Source organism: Vibrio sp. 10N.261.55.F4, assembly GCF_041470465.1.
GTDB lineage: Bacteria > Pseudomonadota > Gammaproteobacteria > Enterobacterales > Vibrionaceae > Vibrio > Vibrio crassostreae_C.
This window is the reverse complement of the sequence record NZ_JBFRMM010000041.1, coordinates 1-17,416: the sequence shown is the minus strand read 5'-3', so window position 1 is coordinate 17,416 and position 17,416 is coordinate 1. Positions and strand designations below refer to the sequence as shown.

Here is a 17,416-nt window from a genome sequence, read left to right as displayed (position 1 = left end):
ATATATTTATAAATTTTACCAATCAAATGGATAATTATTACAATTAATTATTCGTTCCGGTTTCAACATTTAGAGTTAATATAAAATAAGGAGTGTTATTTATTCTATTGTCAGTTATTTAATGGGTTTTGTTGAATGAATAGTTGATAGTTTGGATGTTTAATAACATTGATTAGGTCGTGGTTATTATTCTGGAGGGCGCTTTATACAAGGCGTTGGGTTCTAACTAATAAGATAATTTTTTATTATCGGTGTTTTAAAATACGCATGTAATAACTGAGTCATTAGTAAATACCCATGCTCAAATTATTTTTACTCAAAATATCAATAATTAGGGTATTGAGAGTAACTTTCAGTGTTTCAATGACGTGAAATTTAACAATAGCAGAGCTGGTCGGGTTGTCACCGCCTGCTTGCTTAAAGCGAGTGAAACGGCTGAGAGAAGAGGGCGTGATTGTCGGTGGTGTGTCCATCATTAATCCAGAACTGACCGGCAGTAAGATGACTTTGGTTGTGTCCGTGGAAATGGAGCGTGATCGAGGGGATATTTACCAAATCTTTCGCCATTCTATTTCAAAGGCAGAAGAGGTCACGCAGTGCTATCAGATATTAGGCAGCTTTGATTTCATGCTGATTGTGACGGTCAAAGACATTCAAGCCTACGAAGACTTTGTGGAGCGAGTACTACGCAAAGATCTGAATATTCGTAAATTCCATACCTCTGTCTCAATGAGAACCGTGAAATTTACCACTGCCGTAAACTTAGATGAGTCGTGACTGTTGGCATGAGAAGATAGTGAAGTTATTAGCTTTGTGAGGTACTTAGCTAATATTTGTATAAATAGCAGGCATTTACACAAAATGTGACGTTCACATTTTGTCATAACTTTAATAATTGTATATATTCCTCGCCTAAAATAATAATTAACCTAAGTTAATATAATGACTGTCAGCTCATCTACTCAATCTCGTGAAACGCTTCTCAGCGAAAACGAACAACTTGTCTCTACCACTGATTTAAAAGGCGTGATTACGTACAGTAATGATGCTTTTTGTCGCATAGCGGAATACAGCCAACAAGAATTGCTAGGGCAACACCACAATATCGTAAGGCATAACGATATGCCGAAAGCCGCTTTTGCTGATATGTGGGTTAACCTAAAGCAAGGTAAAGCTTGGCGTGGCATCGTAAAAAACAAAACCAAATCTGGTGGGTTTTACTGGGTCGATGCTTATGTAACTCCAATTTACGACAATGGTAAGGTGAGTGGCTACCAATCTGTTCGTGTTAAGCCAAAGAATGAATGGATACAAGTTGCAGATAAGGCTTACCAAGGCCTCTTGAAGGCTGAAAAGTCGGGTCGCCAATGGTCATTAAAGATCAGTGACAGTGTTCGTTACGCCGTGTTGCTAGGCTCTTTGGCTGCGCCGTTAATTTCAAATCTCATTGAAGTAGGGCAAGTATCACAATGGTTGTTGAGCCTACTTCCTGTTTCAGCATTAGCACTGCTTTTCCGACAAGAGCTGATTGATACTCCACTGCAGTTGAAAAAGCTGCAATCTAAATTCGATAGTGTTAGTCGTCTTGTTTATTCAGGTAATAGTCAGTTCTCTATTGCCGATTTTCACTTAAAACTATTGTCTGCAAGAATCCACACCGTATTAGGTCGCATGACAGACTCAGCCAAGCCGTTACAAGATTTGGCTGACAACCTAAATGCGACGTCATTTGAAGTATCAGAAGCCTTAGATCAACAAACAAAAGACATTCTTCAAGTACGAGAGGCGACTGAAGAGGTTGAAGTCACCGCCAATGAGGTCTCTTCTCGCACAGAAGAAGCGCACCAGATTGTTGATGTGACTTTGCAAACCTGTGCTTGCGCTAAAGAAAGCATTAATCAAACTCATCAAAACTTAGAGAGCCTAGCTTCTCAGGCTGAAAAGGCGACTCAAACGACTTACCAACTGAGCGATCAAGCGCAGAGCGTAAGCAAGATAATGGAAGAGATTGGTGGAATCGCCGAACAAACCAACTTGTTGGCCCTGAACGCTGCGATTGAAGCGGCGAGAGCGGGCGAGCAAGGACGAGGCTTTGCCGTTGTTGCCGACGAAGTCCGTGCATTGTCGGGTCGAACCTCAAAGGCTACGGTTCAGATCAAAGAGAGCATCGATACCATGCTAACGACGATTGAAGGGTGGCAAAAAGATATTCTGGCGAACCGTGAGCAAACGGACGCATGTGGTGGTGTTGCGAAGGTGAGTGCAGAGCGCTTGTCGGAAGTCGAAAACCTAATGCAATCCATGAATGAACTCATGCAGTCTGTTGAAAGTTCTGCTCATAAGCAACGTGAGCTGTCGAGTGAAGTCAATCTGCATATGCAGTCTATCGCCTCGACCGCAGAACAAAACTTAGTGGCAACGCATTCTGTGAAAGACCACTCCACAGAGCTAAAAGAACAAGTCAATGAGTTCTACCAACTGGCAAAGCGTTTCGAAGAAAAATAGCCGTTAGATTTAATCCGAATGAGAGAAAAGACAAAAAAAGCCCCGTATTTTCATGCGGGGCTTTCTGTATGCATCAACCCATTGAAGGGCGAGACAATGTATTCAAGATTAAGCTAGAAGCTCTTTCGCTGTGTTTACTACGTTTTCAGTAGTGAAACCGAACATCTTGAATAGCTCGCCTGCTGGTGCAGATTCGCCGAACGTTGTCATACCGATGATCTTGCCACCGAAACCAACGTACTTGTACCAGAAGTCAGCGATGCCAGCTTCTACAGCGATACGTGCCGTTACGTCAGATGGAAGTACAGACTCACGGTACTGCGCGTCTTGTTTGTCGAACGCATCAGTAGCAGGCATAGAAACTACGCGTACTTTCTTACCTTCAGCCGTTAGCTCAGCAGCAGCGTTAACCGCTAGCTCAACTTCAGAACCCGTTGCGATAAGGATAAGCTCTGGCTTGCCTTCACAATCTTTCAGGATGTAACCACCCTTAGCGATGTTTGCTACTTGCTCAGCGTCACGATCTTGTTGTGCAAGGTTTTGACGAGAGAAGATAAGTGCAGAAGGACCATCTTTACGCTCGATTGCTAGTTTCCAAGCAACAGCAGACTCAACTTGGTCACATGGGCGCCATGTGCTCATGTTTGGAGTTAGACGTAGAGAAGCGATTTGCTCAACTGGTTGGTGAGTTGGACCATCTTCGCCAAGACCGATAGAGTCATGCGTGTAAACTTGGATGTTCTGAGTTTTCATCAGAGCAGCCATACGCATAGCGTTACGCGCGTATTCCATGAACATTAGGAACGTTGCGCCGTATGGTACGAAACCACCGTGTAGAGCGATACCGTTCATGATAGCCGTCATACCGAATTCACGTACACCGTAATGGATGTAGTTACCAGAGAAGTCGTTCGCTTCAAGAGACTTAGAACCAGACCACATAGTTAGGTTAGAAGGCGCAAGGTCAGCAGAGCCGCCCATGAATTCTGGTAGCATAGCACCGAACGCTTCTAGAGCATTTTGAGATGCTTTACGTGATGCGATGTTTGCTGGGTTAGCTTGAAGATCAGCGATGATTGCCGATGCTTTCTCTTCCCACTCAGCTGGTAGGTCACCGTTTACGCGGCGTTTGAATTCAGCTGCCAGCTCAGGGTATGCTGCTTCATAAGCTGCAAGTTTCTCGTTCCACGCTGCTTCCTTAGCTGCGCCTGCTTCTTTCGCATCCCACTCTGAGTAAACTTCCGACGGAATTTCAAAAGGACCGTGCTCCCAACCTAATTCTTTACGTGTTGCTGCAATTTCTTCAGCGCCTAGTGGAGCACCGTGACAGTCGTGCGTACCTGCTTTGTTTGGAGAACCAAAGCCAATCACTGTTTTAGTGCAGATTAGAGTAGGGCGAGGGTCTGCTTTAGCCGCTTCAATCGCTGCGTTGATAGCGTCAGAATCGTGACCATCTACCGCTGGGATTACGTGCCAGCCGTAAGCTTCGAAACGCTTAGGTGTATCGTCAGAGAACCAACCTTCAACTTCGCCATCGATAGAGATACCGTTGTCATCCCAGAAAGCAACCAGCTTACCAAGACCAAGCGTACCTGCTAGAGAACATGCTTCGTGAGAAATACCTTCCATCAGACAGCCATCACCCATGAATGCATAAGTGTAGTGGTCTACGATGTCGTGGCCTTCTTTGTTGAACTGAGCAGCTAGCGCTTTCTCAGCCATAGCCATACCAACAGCGTTAGTAATGCCTTGACCTAGAGGACCAGTCGTTGTTTCGATGCCTGGTGCGTAGCCGTACTCAGGGTGACCTGGAGTCTTAGAATGCAGTTGACGGAAGTTTTTAAGATCTTCAATTGAAAGCTCGTAACCTGCTAGGTGCAGCAGAGAGTAAATCAGCATTGAGCCGTGGCCGTTAGACAGGATAAAACGGTCGCGGTCAGCCCACTCTGGGTTTGCTGGGTTGTGGTTTAAGTGAGAACGCCAAAGTACTTCAGCGATGTCAGCCATACCCATAGGTGCGCCTGGGTGACCAGAGTTTGCTTGTTGTACGCCGTCCATGCTTAGAGCACGAATAGCGTTAGCTAGATGTTTGCGATTCATAAGAACTTCCGAATAAAAATTAAGAAAAACAAAATTGATAAAAGTAGGGGAACTGAACGTTCCCCTATTTGAATTTGGTAAGAGTGATTACAGCTTAGCTGCGATCATGTCTTCTAGTTTGCCTTGGTCAATGGCGAAGTTGCGGATGCCTTCAGCCAGTTTCTCAACAGCCATTGCATCTTGGTTGTGGTCCCATAGGAACTCAGCGTGAGTCATCGCTGCTGGACGCTCTTTAGTACCGTTAGAGTCGATAAGCTTCTCTACTACTTCGCCTTCTGCTGCTTCTAGGTCTGCTAGAAGTTGAGGAGCGATAGTTAGACGGTCACAACCAGCAAGCTCAAGGATCTCGCCGATGTTACGGAAGCTTGCGCCCATAACAACAGTTTTGTAGCCGTGGTCTTTGTAGTAGTTGTAGATATCTGAAACAGAGATTACGCCTGGATCTTCTGAAGCTTCGAAATCACGACCTTCTTTCGCTTTGTACCAGTCCATGATGCGACCAACGAAAGGAGAGATTAGGAATACGCCAGCTTCAGCACAAGCACGAGCTTGAGCGAAAGAGAATAGAAGCGTTAGGTTACAGTTGATGCCTTCTTTCTCTAGGATTTCAGCAGCACGGATGCCTTCCCAAGTAGAAGCCAGTTTGATAAGGATGCGGTCGTTAGTGATACCAGCGTCGTTGTACATTTTGATAAGTTGACGAGCTTTAGCAACGCTGCCTTCCATGTCGTAAGAAAGACGAGCATCGACTTCAGTAGAGATACGGCCAGGTACAACTTTTAGGATTTCTTTACCGATGTTCACGTTAAGCATGTCGCAAGTATCTTGAACTTGCTGTGCTTTATCACCGCTTTGCGCTTTTGCGTATTCGATAGAAGCATCGATTAGAGGAGCGTACTCAGCAATTTGAGCAGCTTTAAGAATTAGAGATGGGTTAGTTGTTGCATCTTCAGGAGTGTACTTGCTGATAGCTTCGATATCGCCAGTGTCAGCTACAACAGTTGTTAGTTTACGAAGTTGCTCTAATTTATTGCTCATTTTGATCATCCTATGTATCGCATAACACCTCATTAATGGGAGAGGTGTGGGCATTTGCAAGCTAACTAATGAAGTTCTCAATGGTTGTACCAGTGAGCCAAACTTACATTAATTTAAATTTTTCTCCGAACGAACATTTGCACAGAACATTTGATCGCTCGATGAGTAAATGATGTAGCCATATTTATCCGATCTAGCCCCAAAGTCAACGGTAAATAGTACTGTATGGTGACTTCAGTCAAATATATTTCGCTCTAGTAATCATGGGCTATGCAAGCAAACGTTTAACGAGCAAAGTGAGGTGAATTAATCAACAACAAAACCATGGTTATGACTATGAGCAAATGTACCTTGCTGTTACATATGTTCGGGGTGTAAACTTGTGTATCACTTGCTTAAGCATCGAACATTTGTTCTTCAAGCAGGTAAAATAATTGTTAAATATTGGTTGAGTGGTATATGAGTAAGAATATCCAAGATGTTTCCGAAGAAAACACTGATCTCCTCACTGAAGTAGCGGTTGCTTATTATCAAGATGGTGCCACGCAAGAAGAGATATCTAAAAAGTACTCTATCTCCCGTGCAAAGGTTGGTCGAATGCTCAAGCAAGCCCGAGATGAGGGCATTGTTGAGATCACCGTGAAATATCACCCCGTCTTTAGTGCGAAGATCGAGCAACGTTTGATCGAACGATTTGGTGTAAAGCGTGCTCTTGTAGCACTAGACCAACCAAATGAAGAGAAGCAGCGATTACAGGTTGCTGGTTTAGTGTCTAATTATCTTACCAGTACACTGAAAAACGGTATGGTGGTGACAGTAGGACAAGGGCGAAACGTATCGTCTGTTGCTCACCACACTGGCGTAATTACGCCACGAGACTGTAAATTCGTGTGTGGTATCGGCGGTATTCACCCAAGAGGCGGTATGTTTAATGCCGACCATATATGCAGGCAGCTAGCCAAAAAGTACGGTGGATCTTCTGAAACCTTATACGCGCCGGCTTATGCCGAGAATAAAGCGCAAAAAACCGCATTTATGGAAAACAGCACCGTTAAGCAGACACTCGATCTCGCTCGAAAAGCCGATGTTGCATTAGTCGGTATCGGTGATATGAGTGAAAACAGCTATATGGTCGACTTAGGTTGGTTTACCGCAGGTGAGGTCGTTCAATCTCGTTTATTGCAAGGAGTCGTCGGTGACTTTGCGGGTTATGACTTTTTCGATGTTCACGGTAAAACAGCAAACACAGTAATGAGTGACCGTGTGATTGGTTTGGCCTTGGAAGAATTCCGCCCAATTGCAGAAGTCATTGCCATTGCAGCCGAGAACAGTAAGCCATTAGCTCTATTAGGCGCACTAAGGACCGGTGTGGTCGATGTGATAGCGACCAGCGTAAGTAATGCTTTGACGGTACTTAACTTAGATGAACAACTTAGCGTGAATAAACCAAACAGCAGTAAATAGTAAGATACTCATGCTTCGTTGAATTCACTATTTGAGCAATGATGGTAATTCCCCCTAATGAAACCAGTGCAATAAAGGGGATAACTATTAGACATGACTCGAATAGTGAATTTGTTCAGCGGTTGAAAGAATTATCACTCTTTAATGTTAAGCCACACTAAAGGAGATAATTATGAAACTGTCATTTATCACACAAGCTATTTCTAGTAACAGTGACCAATCAAGTTCTATCTTTAAATTTAATTCTATCAGTGCGCTTAGCTTAATAGCCGCTGCTTGTATACTCACGCCTACGGCACATGCTGATGATAAAGTCGTCGCTGGGTATTTTGCAGATTGGCAATATCTGAATAAAGACAACCCTTATACCGTTGACGACATACCTGCAGACAAGCTCTCACATATTATTTACGCCTTCTTGAGCATGTGTGGTCCTCATAGCGGTGCTGGTGAGCCCGTCCAAAAACAAATTCAGCAGCAATGTGCAGACAAACAACCATATACCGCGATTATTGTGGATAAAGAAGCTGCGTTAGAAGTCGATTTCGGAGACGTGGGTGTTGATGTCGCCTATAAAGGTCACTTTGCCCAGTTAGCTCAACTGAAGGCCGACAATCAAAATATCAAAATTTTGCCCTCATTTGGAGGGTGGACAATGTCTGAACCTTTCCATGCGATGGCGAAAGATCCTCAAGCCATTGCGCACTTTTCAAAAACTGCTGTTGAATTGATCCAAAAATACGACTTCTTTGATGGTATTGATCTTGATTGGGAATACCCAGGAGGCGGCGGCTTAACCACTTCGCCTTGGAACCCAGAGACGAAACTAACGGATGAGCAAAAAGCGCTAGAGCGTGAAGCTTTTACTCTTTTAGTAAAAACAATCAGAAGTGATTTGGACGCTCTATCAAAGACGACTCAAAGAGATTACGAGCTTTCAACGGCTGTCGGTGTTGGTGCTAAGGCAGCTCAAATTGACTGGAACGCAGCTAGCCCATATCTGACGAACATGTTTGCGATGACGTATGACTTCCTCGGAGGCTGGGGAACTCAAACAGGTCACACAACAAACTTACATGCCACCGAGCGTAGTTGGTGGGGAATGGGAGCTGATGTCTTCATTAATCAGATGATAGAGCAAGGTATTCCTAGCGAGAAGCTCGTGATCGGGGCGGCTTTTTATGGTCGAGGTTGGCAAGGGACAAAAGACTTTGCTGGAGAGCTGCCTAAAGGTGACCTAGTTTCTGAACAAGGGGCGCAGTTTGGTACCGGTGAAAACGGTTACTTCATGTTTTGGGATCTTATGAATAACTACAGTAGTAAACAAGGTTATGAGTATAAGTATGATGAGCAAGCTCAAGCACCTTATTTGTGGAACCCAGATAAAAAAGTATTCATATCTTTTGAAGATCAGCGTTCTATTAAAGCAAAGGCAGAATGGGCGAAGAAATCAGACCTAGGCGGCATTTTTACTTGGGAATTATCAGGAGATCCTTCCGGGCAGTTGATCGATGTTATGCATAGTGAAATGAATAAAAAGTGAAATGAATAAATAACTGAACAGAAAATACCTAGAAAATAAGGTAGGTGTTTAGCCGCCTACCTTATTTAGCTCGTCTATTTAACTCACGTTCTTAAACAGAACATTCCGCGTGCTCGGTCACTTTCTTGTTTAGGTGAGTAGCCAGCTCATCATAAGGAATAGGGCGAGAGAAGTAATAGCCTTGCATTAAGTCACATCCACATGCCTTTAGAATTGCGAAGTGTTCGTTTGATTCTACGCCTTCTGCTAATACCACCATGCCGAAGTTCTTACCGATTGCGATGATGTTTTGCACCATGGTGAGTGACTGCTGATCGACAGCAATGTTCTCAATAAAGCTCTTATCGATTTTAAGTTCATCGATAGGCAGTGCTTTCAACATACTTAGTGATGAATAACCTGTCCCGAAATCATCTAAAGAGATCTTTATATTCTTCTCTTTGAGGGCTTCAAAAGTCGGTTTCACCAAAGTCACATCTTCAATGAACAAGCTCTCGGTAATTTCTAGCGTTAAACAGCTAGGAGAGAGTTGATACTTTTCTAGTGTCGCGAACAAGTGCTCAGAGAAGGATTGATGAGAAAACTGACGCACTGATATGTTGATCGACAGCCCGACCTTTTGTTCTGTTGTTCGGTGCAAGTGGGCGATCTGCATAATGCTGGACTCAATAATAAAAGTCCCCAGTTTTTGCATTAAACCCGTGTTCTCTGCTATCGGTATAAAGACATCTGGCGGAACAAAACCCAATTCCTCATCAATCCAGCGCACGAGTGCTTCTACACCATGAATACTTTCATTTGCACGAACCAGCGGTTGGAAAACCATGAACAGCGTTTGTTTCTCGATAGCGATGCGTAGCCTTTGTTCTACTTTCATTTTGTAGAGATGAGCATCTTGCATTTCCGTTGTGAAAATACTGTACGAGTTTTGCTGCTGTTTCGCTTTGTACATTGAAATATCGGCAGAACGTAACAGGCTATCCAGATCTTTTCCGTGTTCTGGGAAACGCGCTACGCCGATGCTGCAACCTAACAAAAACTGAGCGCTTTCAACTTCATAAGGTTGAGAAAGCACTTCAATAATGCGCTTGGCGAGTCGTTTAATTTCAGCTTCATTCGACAAGGGCGTCAAGAACAAAAACTCATCACTGGATTCACGTACCAATAGGCTGAGGCGAGATCGGAACCTCATCAAACGCAAAGCGATCTGTTTGAGAACCTTATCTCCAAAGTCATGCCCGTGGGTGTCATTGACGCATTTAAAGTTATCGATATCGATAAACAACAGCGAAAACGGCTCTGACTCATCGTCAATCCATTTACCAATGTTTCTACGCATGTACAAACGGTTTGGCAGAGAGGTTAAAGGGTCATGGTTCGCCTGATAAATGAGTTGGCTACGAGTCCGTTGTTCATTCTTGGCAATCGACTTAACCAAAAAGTAGAAACCAAACTGAAGAAAAATAAAGGCAACGAAAAGAATGCTGAACTCTTGTATGAATATACTATCGACGTGAGTTAGATCCGTACGTCCTACCACCCATAATTTGTAGTTTGGGATGTATTTCGCGCTCATCAAAGAGTGGTACTCTTCATCGTCGACGACAAAAGAATAGGTTTCTTGCCCATTCATCGCTTCTTGTACGCTAATTCCGAAGTGGTCGGTAAAGATACTTGCAATACGCTGTATGACATCTTTGCCGACTGGAGAGGAATAGGCACTCTCAGATTCAATATCACTTGAATAAAACTGGCGATAGCTGTCTTTTCTGATCAGGCTTAGTGTATTGAAACTTCCGGCGTGAGCATTATTTTCAAATACGATCGTTGCGTCTAATCGTAGCCCTGCGGTCATTACTGCATCGGTTTTCTTGCCATCGATTGAAATGGATTTTCTCAGCGGGATGACTAAGCTATTCAACGAATCTTGAAAATAGGTACGGCCAAGCACCATGCTACTGCTTGATAGGGCGTCTAGGAAGGAGCCTCTGGTTGGCGCGTATTGCAGCAAGTTCCTTTGATTCGCAAGTTCGAGATTTGAGCTAATCGAGAGGTAATCACCGTCGGTGTTCAACAAGCCAAACGCTGCTATCGCAGGGTGGGTCTCAAGTAGCTTGTCTAATATTGGCCTAATCTGGATAGATGCAGTACGTGTGAAATCAGACTGTTGAGCCAGTTGATGGCCAACTACTTCTAACAAGGCTTCTTGACTGGTCAGCAGCGAGTTGACGGAGCTAGAAAAAAGCTCAACCTGAATGTGTTGCTGCTCTATGAAGTCGTCTCTGTTTGCTTTCCAGTTTGTTATTCCCAACGCGGCGAAAAGTATCAGGGTCAGTAGTACGACAAACGCGTACAGCGACCAGATATTTTGCTTAAATAGAGCCATGAGATGCCTTTGTTGGTTACTACTTTTAACAGACTGCAAGTGACAAACTATTGGGTTGTCAGCGCGATTCATGCAACGAAAAATACAAACATCAATGATGAAAGTATTAATGATTAAATAGTGTAACGACTACGAGCAGAGATTCTTGAGTGAAAAATTAGTATTCATAACGTCGATAACGATTAGTTTATGATTAATCACGAATTATGGTTAGCAAGTTGATGTGGGTTACAAATCAAACGGCGTGAATCGAGTCTTGGTCTCAAATGAACATAGCGTTAACTGCGACATAGAGGCTTACTTCATGAGACGTGGGGCCATCATTATCAGTAAGCTCTTTATGCATGCGCAGTATATTCTAATAGTTGCATTAAGCGAAGTTGAATTACTTTTTAGTCACGGCGATAGGGAGTTTGTCGTTAGCACCCCATTCCGTCCATGAACCGTCGTAAACACCCATTTCACCGTTATAGCCAGCGAGTTTAGCGGCTAATAATATGATGCAAGCTGTTACGCCAGATCCACAGCTAAAGAACATAGGTTGAGAAGGCGTTAATTCTAGCGTTGAAAAGATATCAATAAGCTCTTCTTGGGACTTTAACTTGCCGTTTTTGAGTACTTGGGCAAATGGTAGGCAAATAGAATTCGGTATATGGCCACTACGCAAGCCTTCACGTGGTTCAGGAACTTCTGAATCGAAACGAGCTTGAGAACGAGCATCTACAATGTTTGCGCTCTTGTCAGTTGAGTAACCTTCAATCTGCTGAGCACTGACAAAGTAGTTGTCTTGAATATGGCCTTCAAAATTGCCCGCTTTTACTTCGGTGCGATAGTCAGTCTCGGTCGCGTAACCGGCTTCGATCCAAGCTGGCAAACCGCTATCTAAGATGAATACGTCGTTGTGTCCCATTGCCATAAACATCCACCACGCACGAGGAGAAGCGAAGGTTCCGGAGTTATCGTAAACCACAATCGTACTGTCTTGATTGATGCCAATTTCTTTTGCGCGAGTGTTGAAGTGTTTTTCGCTCGGAAACATGTGAGGAAGCAGAGTGTGCTTGTTACAAAAGTCTTTGTCGTAGTCAAAACGAATAGCACCAGGAATCATTTGTCCTTTGATCTTTTCTGACTCGCTTGGAATTTGAAACTCGATGCTGGCGTCGAGGATGATGATATTGTCTTCTGCTAGCAAACGTTGTTGAAGTTGTTGTGGTGAAATGAGTGGCTGATTCATTATTGTTATATCCATTCTTGTTGTTTTAGCGATTCTTACTGTTTTAGCGAATACAGTGGTAGAGCGATTACTGTTGCTTTTGCGAATACAGTTGCTTTACGAATACCGTTGTTGCATCGATGGCTACTGTGCAGCTCGACAGTGGATGAACTGATAACTGCTTTGTCCGGTTATTTGATTGTTTAATGTATCAAGCGCGACCACAGAATCAATAGGGCAGTCTGTGGTAGGAGCAATAGAGAGCCGAAATACGTCATTATCTTTTGTCTGAACCGTCAGATAACGCCTGTGCCCATCTAAGGATTGAGTAAGCGTGTTCGAAATTACTTTGGCTTGAATACGTTGCCCCGTCTCTGATGTTAGCGGGAAATAGGCAAGGGCAACTAACACGCCTACGCCACACATTAAGATAAATAGACCTATTTTTAACTGTTTCATGAGAGTAAGTCTTTGAAGGTTATGTTGAAAATATAAGTGAGGTTGGTGGTAAAGTGAATGCTACTCGCTAAGAAAGCTGAATTAACTGCTCTTCGACGAAAATAAAAAAGTGAGCATTTCTGCTCACTTCCTACTTACAAACAATCCATTTTGACTCTGTTTCGTCAGAGATCTCGCTAACGACAAGTTACCTGCTGTTAAACAATTTACTGCCAGACAATCTGAGAGTCGCCGCTAGAAACCACTTGTTGTAATGGAGGTTGACCATCGTAAAACCAAATCTCTATCAAGAGTGCGTCATGGTTTACTGGTGCTGCAAAGTTGGAGGCGAACACACCGTTATCTAGTGGGCCCGCAATGACCTTGCTGGAGTAATCCGGCTTCAAGGTTGAGTCATCTCTTGTACTAAAGCGGCTATAAACGGTCACAAAAGAACGGTCTGTCGAAATGCTGCTGATGTCAATGTTGAGATCAAACTGTTCAACAGAGTTGTAGTCAAATCCATCAGGTACCACCAAATCACTCATCGTATAGCTCTGCGCTGCTACCGCACTTGTCGCGGGAGACGGCGAAGGCGTTGCTGTTACCGGAGTCGTTGCTGTTACCGGATTCGACGGAGTTGCAGGTGTCGAGGGTGTAGATGGTGATGCCGTAGATGTACTTCCGCCCCCACCGCCGCCGCCTCCACAGCCGGCTAATACTAATGGCGCTGCAGCTAAAATAACGGCTAGTGACTTCTTGATGTTCCAAGTGCTTTGTACAGACATACGTTTTTCCTCAAAGAGATTGCGACTTGAATCAACGCAATGATTGTCTCGATATTGTTTAGTGTGAATAGTCATAACGTCTCTCCTTATGGTTCGTAACGTTGGTTGTCTGCAGGTGATTGGTACCATGTTTGGTTCGTTTCACCGCCGGATTCTGCGTATTCTTTAAACCCTGGGTAAGCGGTAACAATATCGACGTACTCTAAAGGCCACTCCCATTCGTCATCCGAAGTCACTATTAGTGCCCAAGGGTGGTTTTCTACTGTTTTGAAGTATTTACCTGTTGATGGATTACTGTCATCGACGCCTAAACCAGCTTCAAAGAGGTTAGTGGTATCAAATGCTTCGGTTGGAGCTTGGTCTGGCAAGTGAACCTCCCAGCTGCGTCCTGGATGTAGAGGTAGGTTTTCACCATGATAATACCCAGGCGTTGCGAAGATGAACGGGTCGTAAGGCATATCGGTCCAGCTGCCAGTACTCACACCGTCACCGGCTAAAGTAATACCAATTTGGAACGAGAACTGCTCATCTTCTTTACATCCATTACTGGTGCGGTAGAAGGTACAGCCAGTGCTGATTTTTTCTGTCAGGTCATTGGCGATAACAAAGATTGCTTCGCTACGTCCATCTTCTAGGTCAAGGTCAGTGAATACGCCGTTGTGTTTCATGTAAGAGCTACCACTACTCACCAAGCTCGGGTCGAGGTTAGGAAGTCGAACAGCAAAACCATTTCTGTACGATGCCCCGACAGCAGCTAGGCGGCCGTCGATAGTTGATTTAACGACTTTTCCATCTTTAAGGATTTCAGTAATACGATACATAAGAACAGCATCGTTCATGTCGTAGTCAGCTTTATAAGGCCAGTTATCTTCGTACGCGAGCGTTGCGTAACCAGAAGCACTTGGGAAGTAACGAGCAGTGGCACCATCGTTAAGAACATCGACTTGAATATCGACCACCTCACCAGAGGTTGAACCGCCAAAGTAACTTAGGTTGGTTTGTTGGCTGAATCTAAATCTTGCCCACGTAGTACCGGTTAGTGCGTTGATGTCGACATTTAGGAATAGATCGTTTTCACCAGCATCGAGCGCGTAATCTGTAAACACTTGCTCGTTGGCGCCATCGAAGCTGCCATCTTGGTTCCAGTCTATCCAAGCTGAAAGGTAACCGGTTGTTGAAGCTTCAATTACTACTTTTGAATCAAGCCCTGCTTCAAGTGCGGTAACAAAACCGATACCACCGTTTGCCCATTCATCATCCACCCCGACAGTTTCATCTGATTGAGGTGTGACATAACCATCTAAATCCGCATCTGGAGGAGTTGTACCTAACCATGTGATGCCATCGAGTTCATGTCGAGGGCCATTGCTCGCCAGTAACGTTAGGTAGCTGTCTGGAGCATCACCGAAGTCGATGTTTGAGTCTTCATCAACAACAGGTGCATTAGCACAACGAGCACCATCGTTTTGACCAGAAGCTGGGCCATTCGAAACAAATTCAACGGCTGGAACAATACCTGCCGCGATATTGGCAGCGTTGTCTGGAGACAGATTGATACGGTAAATTTTACCGTCTTGGTTTCGAGATACGTAGTAGTAGCCGTTGACATCAAAATAGCCAGCACCGAACGTACCTAACTCGCCGGTGTCACCAATGTAGGTTTCTGCGCCTGTGGTTGGGTTGAATTGGTACAAGCCACCCGAGTTATTATCGATACCATATAAAGAGCCATCACTTGGGTGGAAGGCAAAGTCGGTCAACCTCACAGTTGCTGGACTACCAGCGATTTTGTTGACCGTGACGGTCGCATTCGGATCAGAGTCTAAAGGAGAGAGGTCTACGGTGAATAAGCCTTTCCCTGTGCGGTACAGGTAATACACATGGTCATAGACGTCGCCGACATAGAAAGTGTGATCGGTTGGTAAGCCACTGGTATTGATAACTTCTGCTTGGAAGTCTTGACCAAGACGCACTAAACGTTTGTTGGTGGTGTCATAGCCATAAATATATCTGTCTTGAAAGTCGAAACCGACACCATTGATATTGGCATTCATACCCGTATCGTCTTCTAACAGTGTGGTTGAACCTGTTACTAGGTTTACACCCCAAACTTCAACGGGTTTCGACTGAAAGAGGTATGCTTGACTAGGGCAGGTATCGAATGGCGCTGCGTTGGCGACTAGAGGGGCACTTAATAGCAAACTTAACGTTGTAATTCTCATATCTACATCCTTGTGATGGAAGGTCTAGATATTCAATCAAGTTACGTGCCAGTTTTAAGTGTTTGATTTAATGGGTTTTTATTATTTATCGAGTTCAGTTTCCAATTTGAGTGTCAATATGAAAGTGTGCCATCCAAATAGCCAAAGGCCTTTATATTTCTATTTGATTAGAGCTAAGGATACAAGAGCTTAGGCGGTAATTACGAGTGATTGTCTAATAGGCTCTGTATGTATTCACTCGTGAATGGAACAATATCTGAGACCACTTTGGATGCTAAAATGCTTTCAGCGTTAGCTTTTATTCTGACATATCGAAAATGCTTGCCATAAACCTTTACTCCTCCAAACGGTAAACTCTTTCCTTTGTTAATCAATTCACAATCTGAGTTTGATTCATAAAGGGAATACCCCAGGGCAAGATCATGAAAAACCCATATGGAATAAGGGGTAGCGTGAAGTGATGTTTCCACTAATTTGTACACTGAAGTCACAACAAATTCAATACATTCAAGATCGATTTGATGATCAGATTTAGGTGTGATCATATACTGTTTTTTAACAGCAGATATTTAGCCACAATGAATGGATTAAGCCTTTTGGACCATATTTCAGTTATTCGAGACCCTCGCCAAGCTTGGAAAATAGAGCACACGCTAACCGACATTATCTTCTTAACAATTGCAGCAGTGATTGCTGGTGCTGAAGGTTGGGAGGATATTGAAGATTTTGGTGAAGATAACTTGGAATGGCTTAGGCAGTATGGTGATTTCAAACAAGGCATACCAGTACACGATACCATTGCCCGAGTTATCAATCTTATTTCCGCCAAGCAACTGCAACGATGCTTTACTGCGTGGATGAAAGACTGTCATGAGACGACAGAGGGTGAAGTGATTGCTATCGACGGCAAAACTCTCAGAGGCACATACAACAAAGACAAGCGTTGTGGTGCAATCCATATGGTTAGTGCCTTTAGTGCAGCAAACCAAGTTGTACTAGGACAAGTGAAGACTGCGGATAAAAGCAATGAAATAAAAGCGATCCCTGAACTGCTTGAAATGCTTTCCTTGCGAGATTGTTTAGTGACTATTGATGCTATGGGATGCCAGAAGGATATAGCTGAAAAGATAGTCGCTCAAGATGCAGATTATCTCTTAGCGGTAAAAGGTAATCAAAAACGATTGGAGCAAGCGATTAGCCAAGTGTTTAATTCTAGTATGATTAATAGTTTTGAAGGTGATAAATACGTCACTCAAGAGAAAGGGCATGGTCGTACAGAAACGCGTTTGAGTATGGTTGTTCACAATACAGATTTCTTAGGCTATATAGCGTTTGATTGGGCTGAACTCTCCACAATTGGTATGGTCGTTTCAATTCGTCAAGAAGGTGATAAGCCAGCAGAAACAATGCAAATCAAGCACTACATAAGCTCAGCAAAACTAACGGCTAAAGCTTTACTAGAGAGCACGCGAGCACATTGGAGCATTGAAAATCAGATGCACTGGCGATTAGACGTTGGTTTTAAAGAAGATGAATGTCGGATACGTCGAGAGCAAGCCGGTGAGAATTTAGCAGTTATAAGACATATAGCTTTAAATCTGCTGACGGAAGAAATCAGCTTCAAAGCAGGGATCAAAAGAAAGCAGAAAAAAGCGAACCGCAATAACGCTTACCTTTCGCAAGTCCTTGCAGGGCAAGGGGCTTCGTAATCTTGCCCTG

At 43.8% G+C, this 17,416-nt stretch carries 11 protein-coding genes and 1 pseudogene; 5 read left to right on the top strand and 7 right to left on the bottom strand.

The features are described from left to right. Window positions 1-372: 372 nt before the first annotated feature. Together AB4249_RS18740 and AB4249_RS18735 are read left to right on the top strand one after the other, a co-directional pair. Window positions 373-777, top strand: a pseudogene (locus AB4249_RS18740) (Lrp/AsnC family transcriptional regulator); the annotation flags it as partial. A 165-nt stretch (window positions 778-942) separates the two neighbouring features. Beyond that, window positions 943-2,505 (top strand): methyl-accepting chemotaxis protein, encoded by a 1,563-nt coding sequence (locus tag AB4249_RS18735; RefSeq protein WP_372104377.1) that lies wholly within the window; start codon window positions 943-945, stop codon window positions 2,503-2,505. A gap of 108 nt (window positions 2,506-2,613) precedes the next feature. On the opposite strand, the gene tkt is transcribed toward AB4249_RS18735, so the two are convergent. Together tkt and tal are read right to left on the bottom strand one after the other, a co-directional pair. Next, a complete protein-coding gene (gene tkt, locus AB4249_RS18730) occupies window positions 2,614-4,605 on the bottom strand; it encodes a transketolase (protein WP_009845572.1) in 1,992 nt (663 codons plus the stop codon). Between the two features lie 87 nt (window positions 4,606-4,692). Further along, window positions 4,693-5,643, bottom strand: a complete 951-nt coding sequence (gene tal / locus AB4249_RS18725; protein ID WP_372104374.1) for a transaldolase — start codon at window positions 5,641-5,643, stop codon at window positions 4,693-4,695. Window positions 5,644-6,102: 459 nt separating this feature from the next. Here tal and AB4249_RS18720 point away from each other — a divergent pair, with 459 nt between their 5' ends. Together AB4249_RS18720 and AB4249_RS18715 are read left to right on the top strand one after the other, a co-directional pair. Then, complete coding sequence (locus tag AB4249_RS18720) at window positions 6,103-7,107, top strand: sugar-binding transcriptional regulator (RefSeq protein ID WP_102428999.1); 1,005 nt, start codon at window positions 6,103-6,105, stop codon at window positions 7,105-7,107. Window positions 7,108-7,279: 172 nt separating this feature from the next. Beyond that, the gene (locus AB4249_RS18715; RefSeq protein ID WP_198599066.1) at window positions 7,280-8,650 is read left to right on the top strand and encodes a glycoside hydrolase family 18 protein; all 1,371 of its coding nucleotides are present in this window, start codon (window positions 7,280-7,282) and stop codon (window positions 8,648-8,650) included. A gap of 91 nt (window positions 8,651-8,741) precedes the next feature. Here AB4249_RS18715 and AB4249_RS18710 read toward each other — a convergent pair whose 3' ends face one another. From AB4249_RS18710 to AB4249_RS18690, 5 genes are all read right to left on the bottom strand, one after another. Further along, entirely contained in the window at window positions 8,742-11,036 is a 2,295-nt protein-coding gene (locus AB4249_RS18710) for a putative bifunctional diguanylate cyclase/phosphodiesterase (RefSeq protein ID WP_372104371.1), read from the bottom strand. A gap of 385 nt (window positions 11,037-11,421) precedes the next feature. After that, window positions 11,422-12,270, bottom strand: a complete 849-nt coding sequence (locus AB4249_RS18705) for a sulfurtransferase (RefSeq protein WP_372104368.1) — start codon at window positions 12,268-12,270, stop codon at window positions 11,422-11,424. Window positions 12,271-12,393: 123 nt separating this feature from the next. After that, window positions 12,394-12,708 carry a hypothetical protein gene (locus AB4249_RS18700; protein WP_017061706.1) on the bottom strand — a complete coding sequence of 105 codons (315 nt, stop codon included), beginning with the start codon at window positions 12,706-12,708 and terminating at the stop codon, window positions 12,394-12,396. Between the two features lie 206 nt (window positions 12,709-12,914). Then, window positions 12,915-13,550 carry a hypothetical protein gene (locus tag AB4249_RS18695; protein ID WP_017064433.1) on the bottom strand — a complete coding sequence of 212 codons (636 nt, stop codon included), beginning with the start codon at window positions 13,548-13,550 and terminating at the stop codon, window positions 12,915-12,917. Window positions 13,551-13,561: 11 nt separating this feature from the next. After that, the gene (locus tag AB4249_RS18690; protein WP_372104365.1) at window positions 13,562-15,697 is read right to left on the bottom strand and encodes an LruC domain-containing protein; all 2,136 of its coding nucleotides are present in this window, start codon (window positions 15,695-15,697) and stop codon (window positions 13,562-13,564) included. A gap of 578 nt (window positions 15,698-16,275) precedes the next feature. Between AB4249_RS18690 and AB4249_RS18685 the strand changes: the two genes are divergently transcribed. Beyond that, entirely contained in the window at window positions 16,276-17,406 is a 1,131-nt protein-coding gene (locus AB4249_RS18685; RefSeq protein WP_102332848.1) for an ISAs1 family transposase, read from the top strand. The last annotated feature ends 10 nt before the right edge of the window (window positions 17,407-17,416 follow it).

Coding starts and splice junctions, on each gene's coding strand:
- AB4249_RS18685 (WP_102332848.1), top strand. CDS start 16,276: ATGAATGGATTAAGCCTTTTGGACCATATTTCAGTTATTCGAGACCCT.
- AB4249_RS18700 (WP_017061706.1), bottom strand. CDS start 12,708: ATGAAACAGTTAAAAATAGGTCTATTTATCTTAATGTGTGGCGTAGGC.
- AB4249_RS18690 (WP_372104365.1), bottom strand. CDS start 15,697: ATGAGAATTACAACGTTAAGTTTGCTATTAAGTGCCCCTCTAGTCGCC.
- AB4249_RS18720 (WP_102428999.1), top strand. CDS start 6,103: ATGAGTAAGAATATCCAAGATGTTTCCGAAGAAAACACTGATCTCCTC.
- tkt (WP_009845572.1), bottom strand. CDS start 4,605: ATGAATCGCAAACATCTAGCTAACGCTATTCGTGCTCTAAGCATGGAC.
- tal (WP_372104374.1), bottom strand. CDS start 5,643: ATGAGCAATAAATTAGAGCAACTTCGTAAACTAACAACTGTTGTAGCT.
- AB4249_RS18695 (WP_017064433.1), bottom strand. CDS start 13,550: ATGACTATTCACACTAAACAATATCGAGACAATCATTGCGTTGATTCA.
- AB4249_RS18735 (WP_372104377.1), top strand. CDS start 943: ATGACTGTCAGCTCATCTACTCAATCTCGTGAAACGCTTCTCAGCGAA.
- AB4249_RS18715 (WP_198599066.1), top strand. CDS start 7,280: ATGAAACTGTCATTTATCACACAAGCTATTTCTAGTAACAGTGACCAA.
- AB4249_RS18705 (WP_372104368.1), bottom strand. CDS start 12,270: ATGAATCAGCCACTCATTTCACCACAACAACTTCAACAACGTTTGCTA.
- AB4249_RS18710 (WP_372104371.1), bottom strand. CDS start 11,036: ATGGCTCTATTTAAGCAAAATATCTGGTCGCTGTACGCGTTTGTCGTA.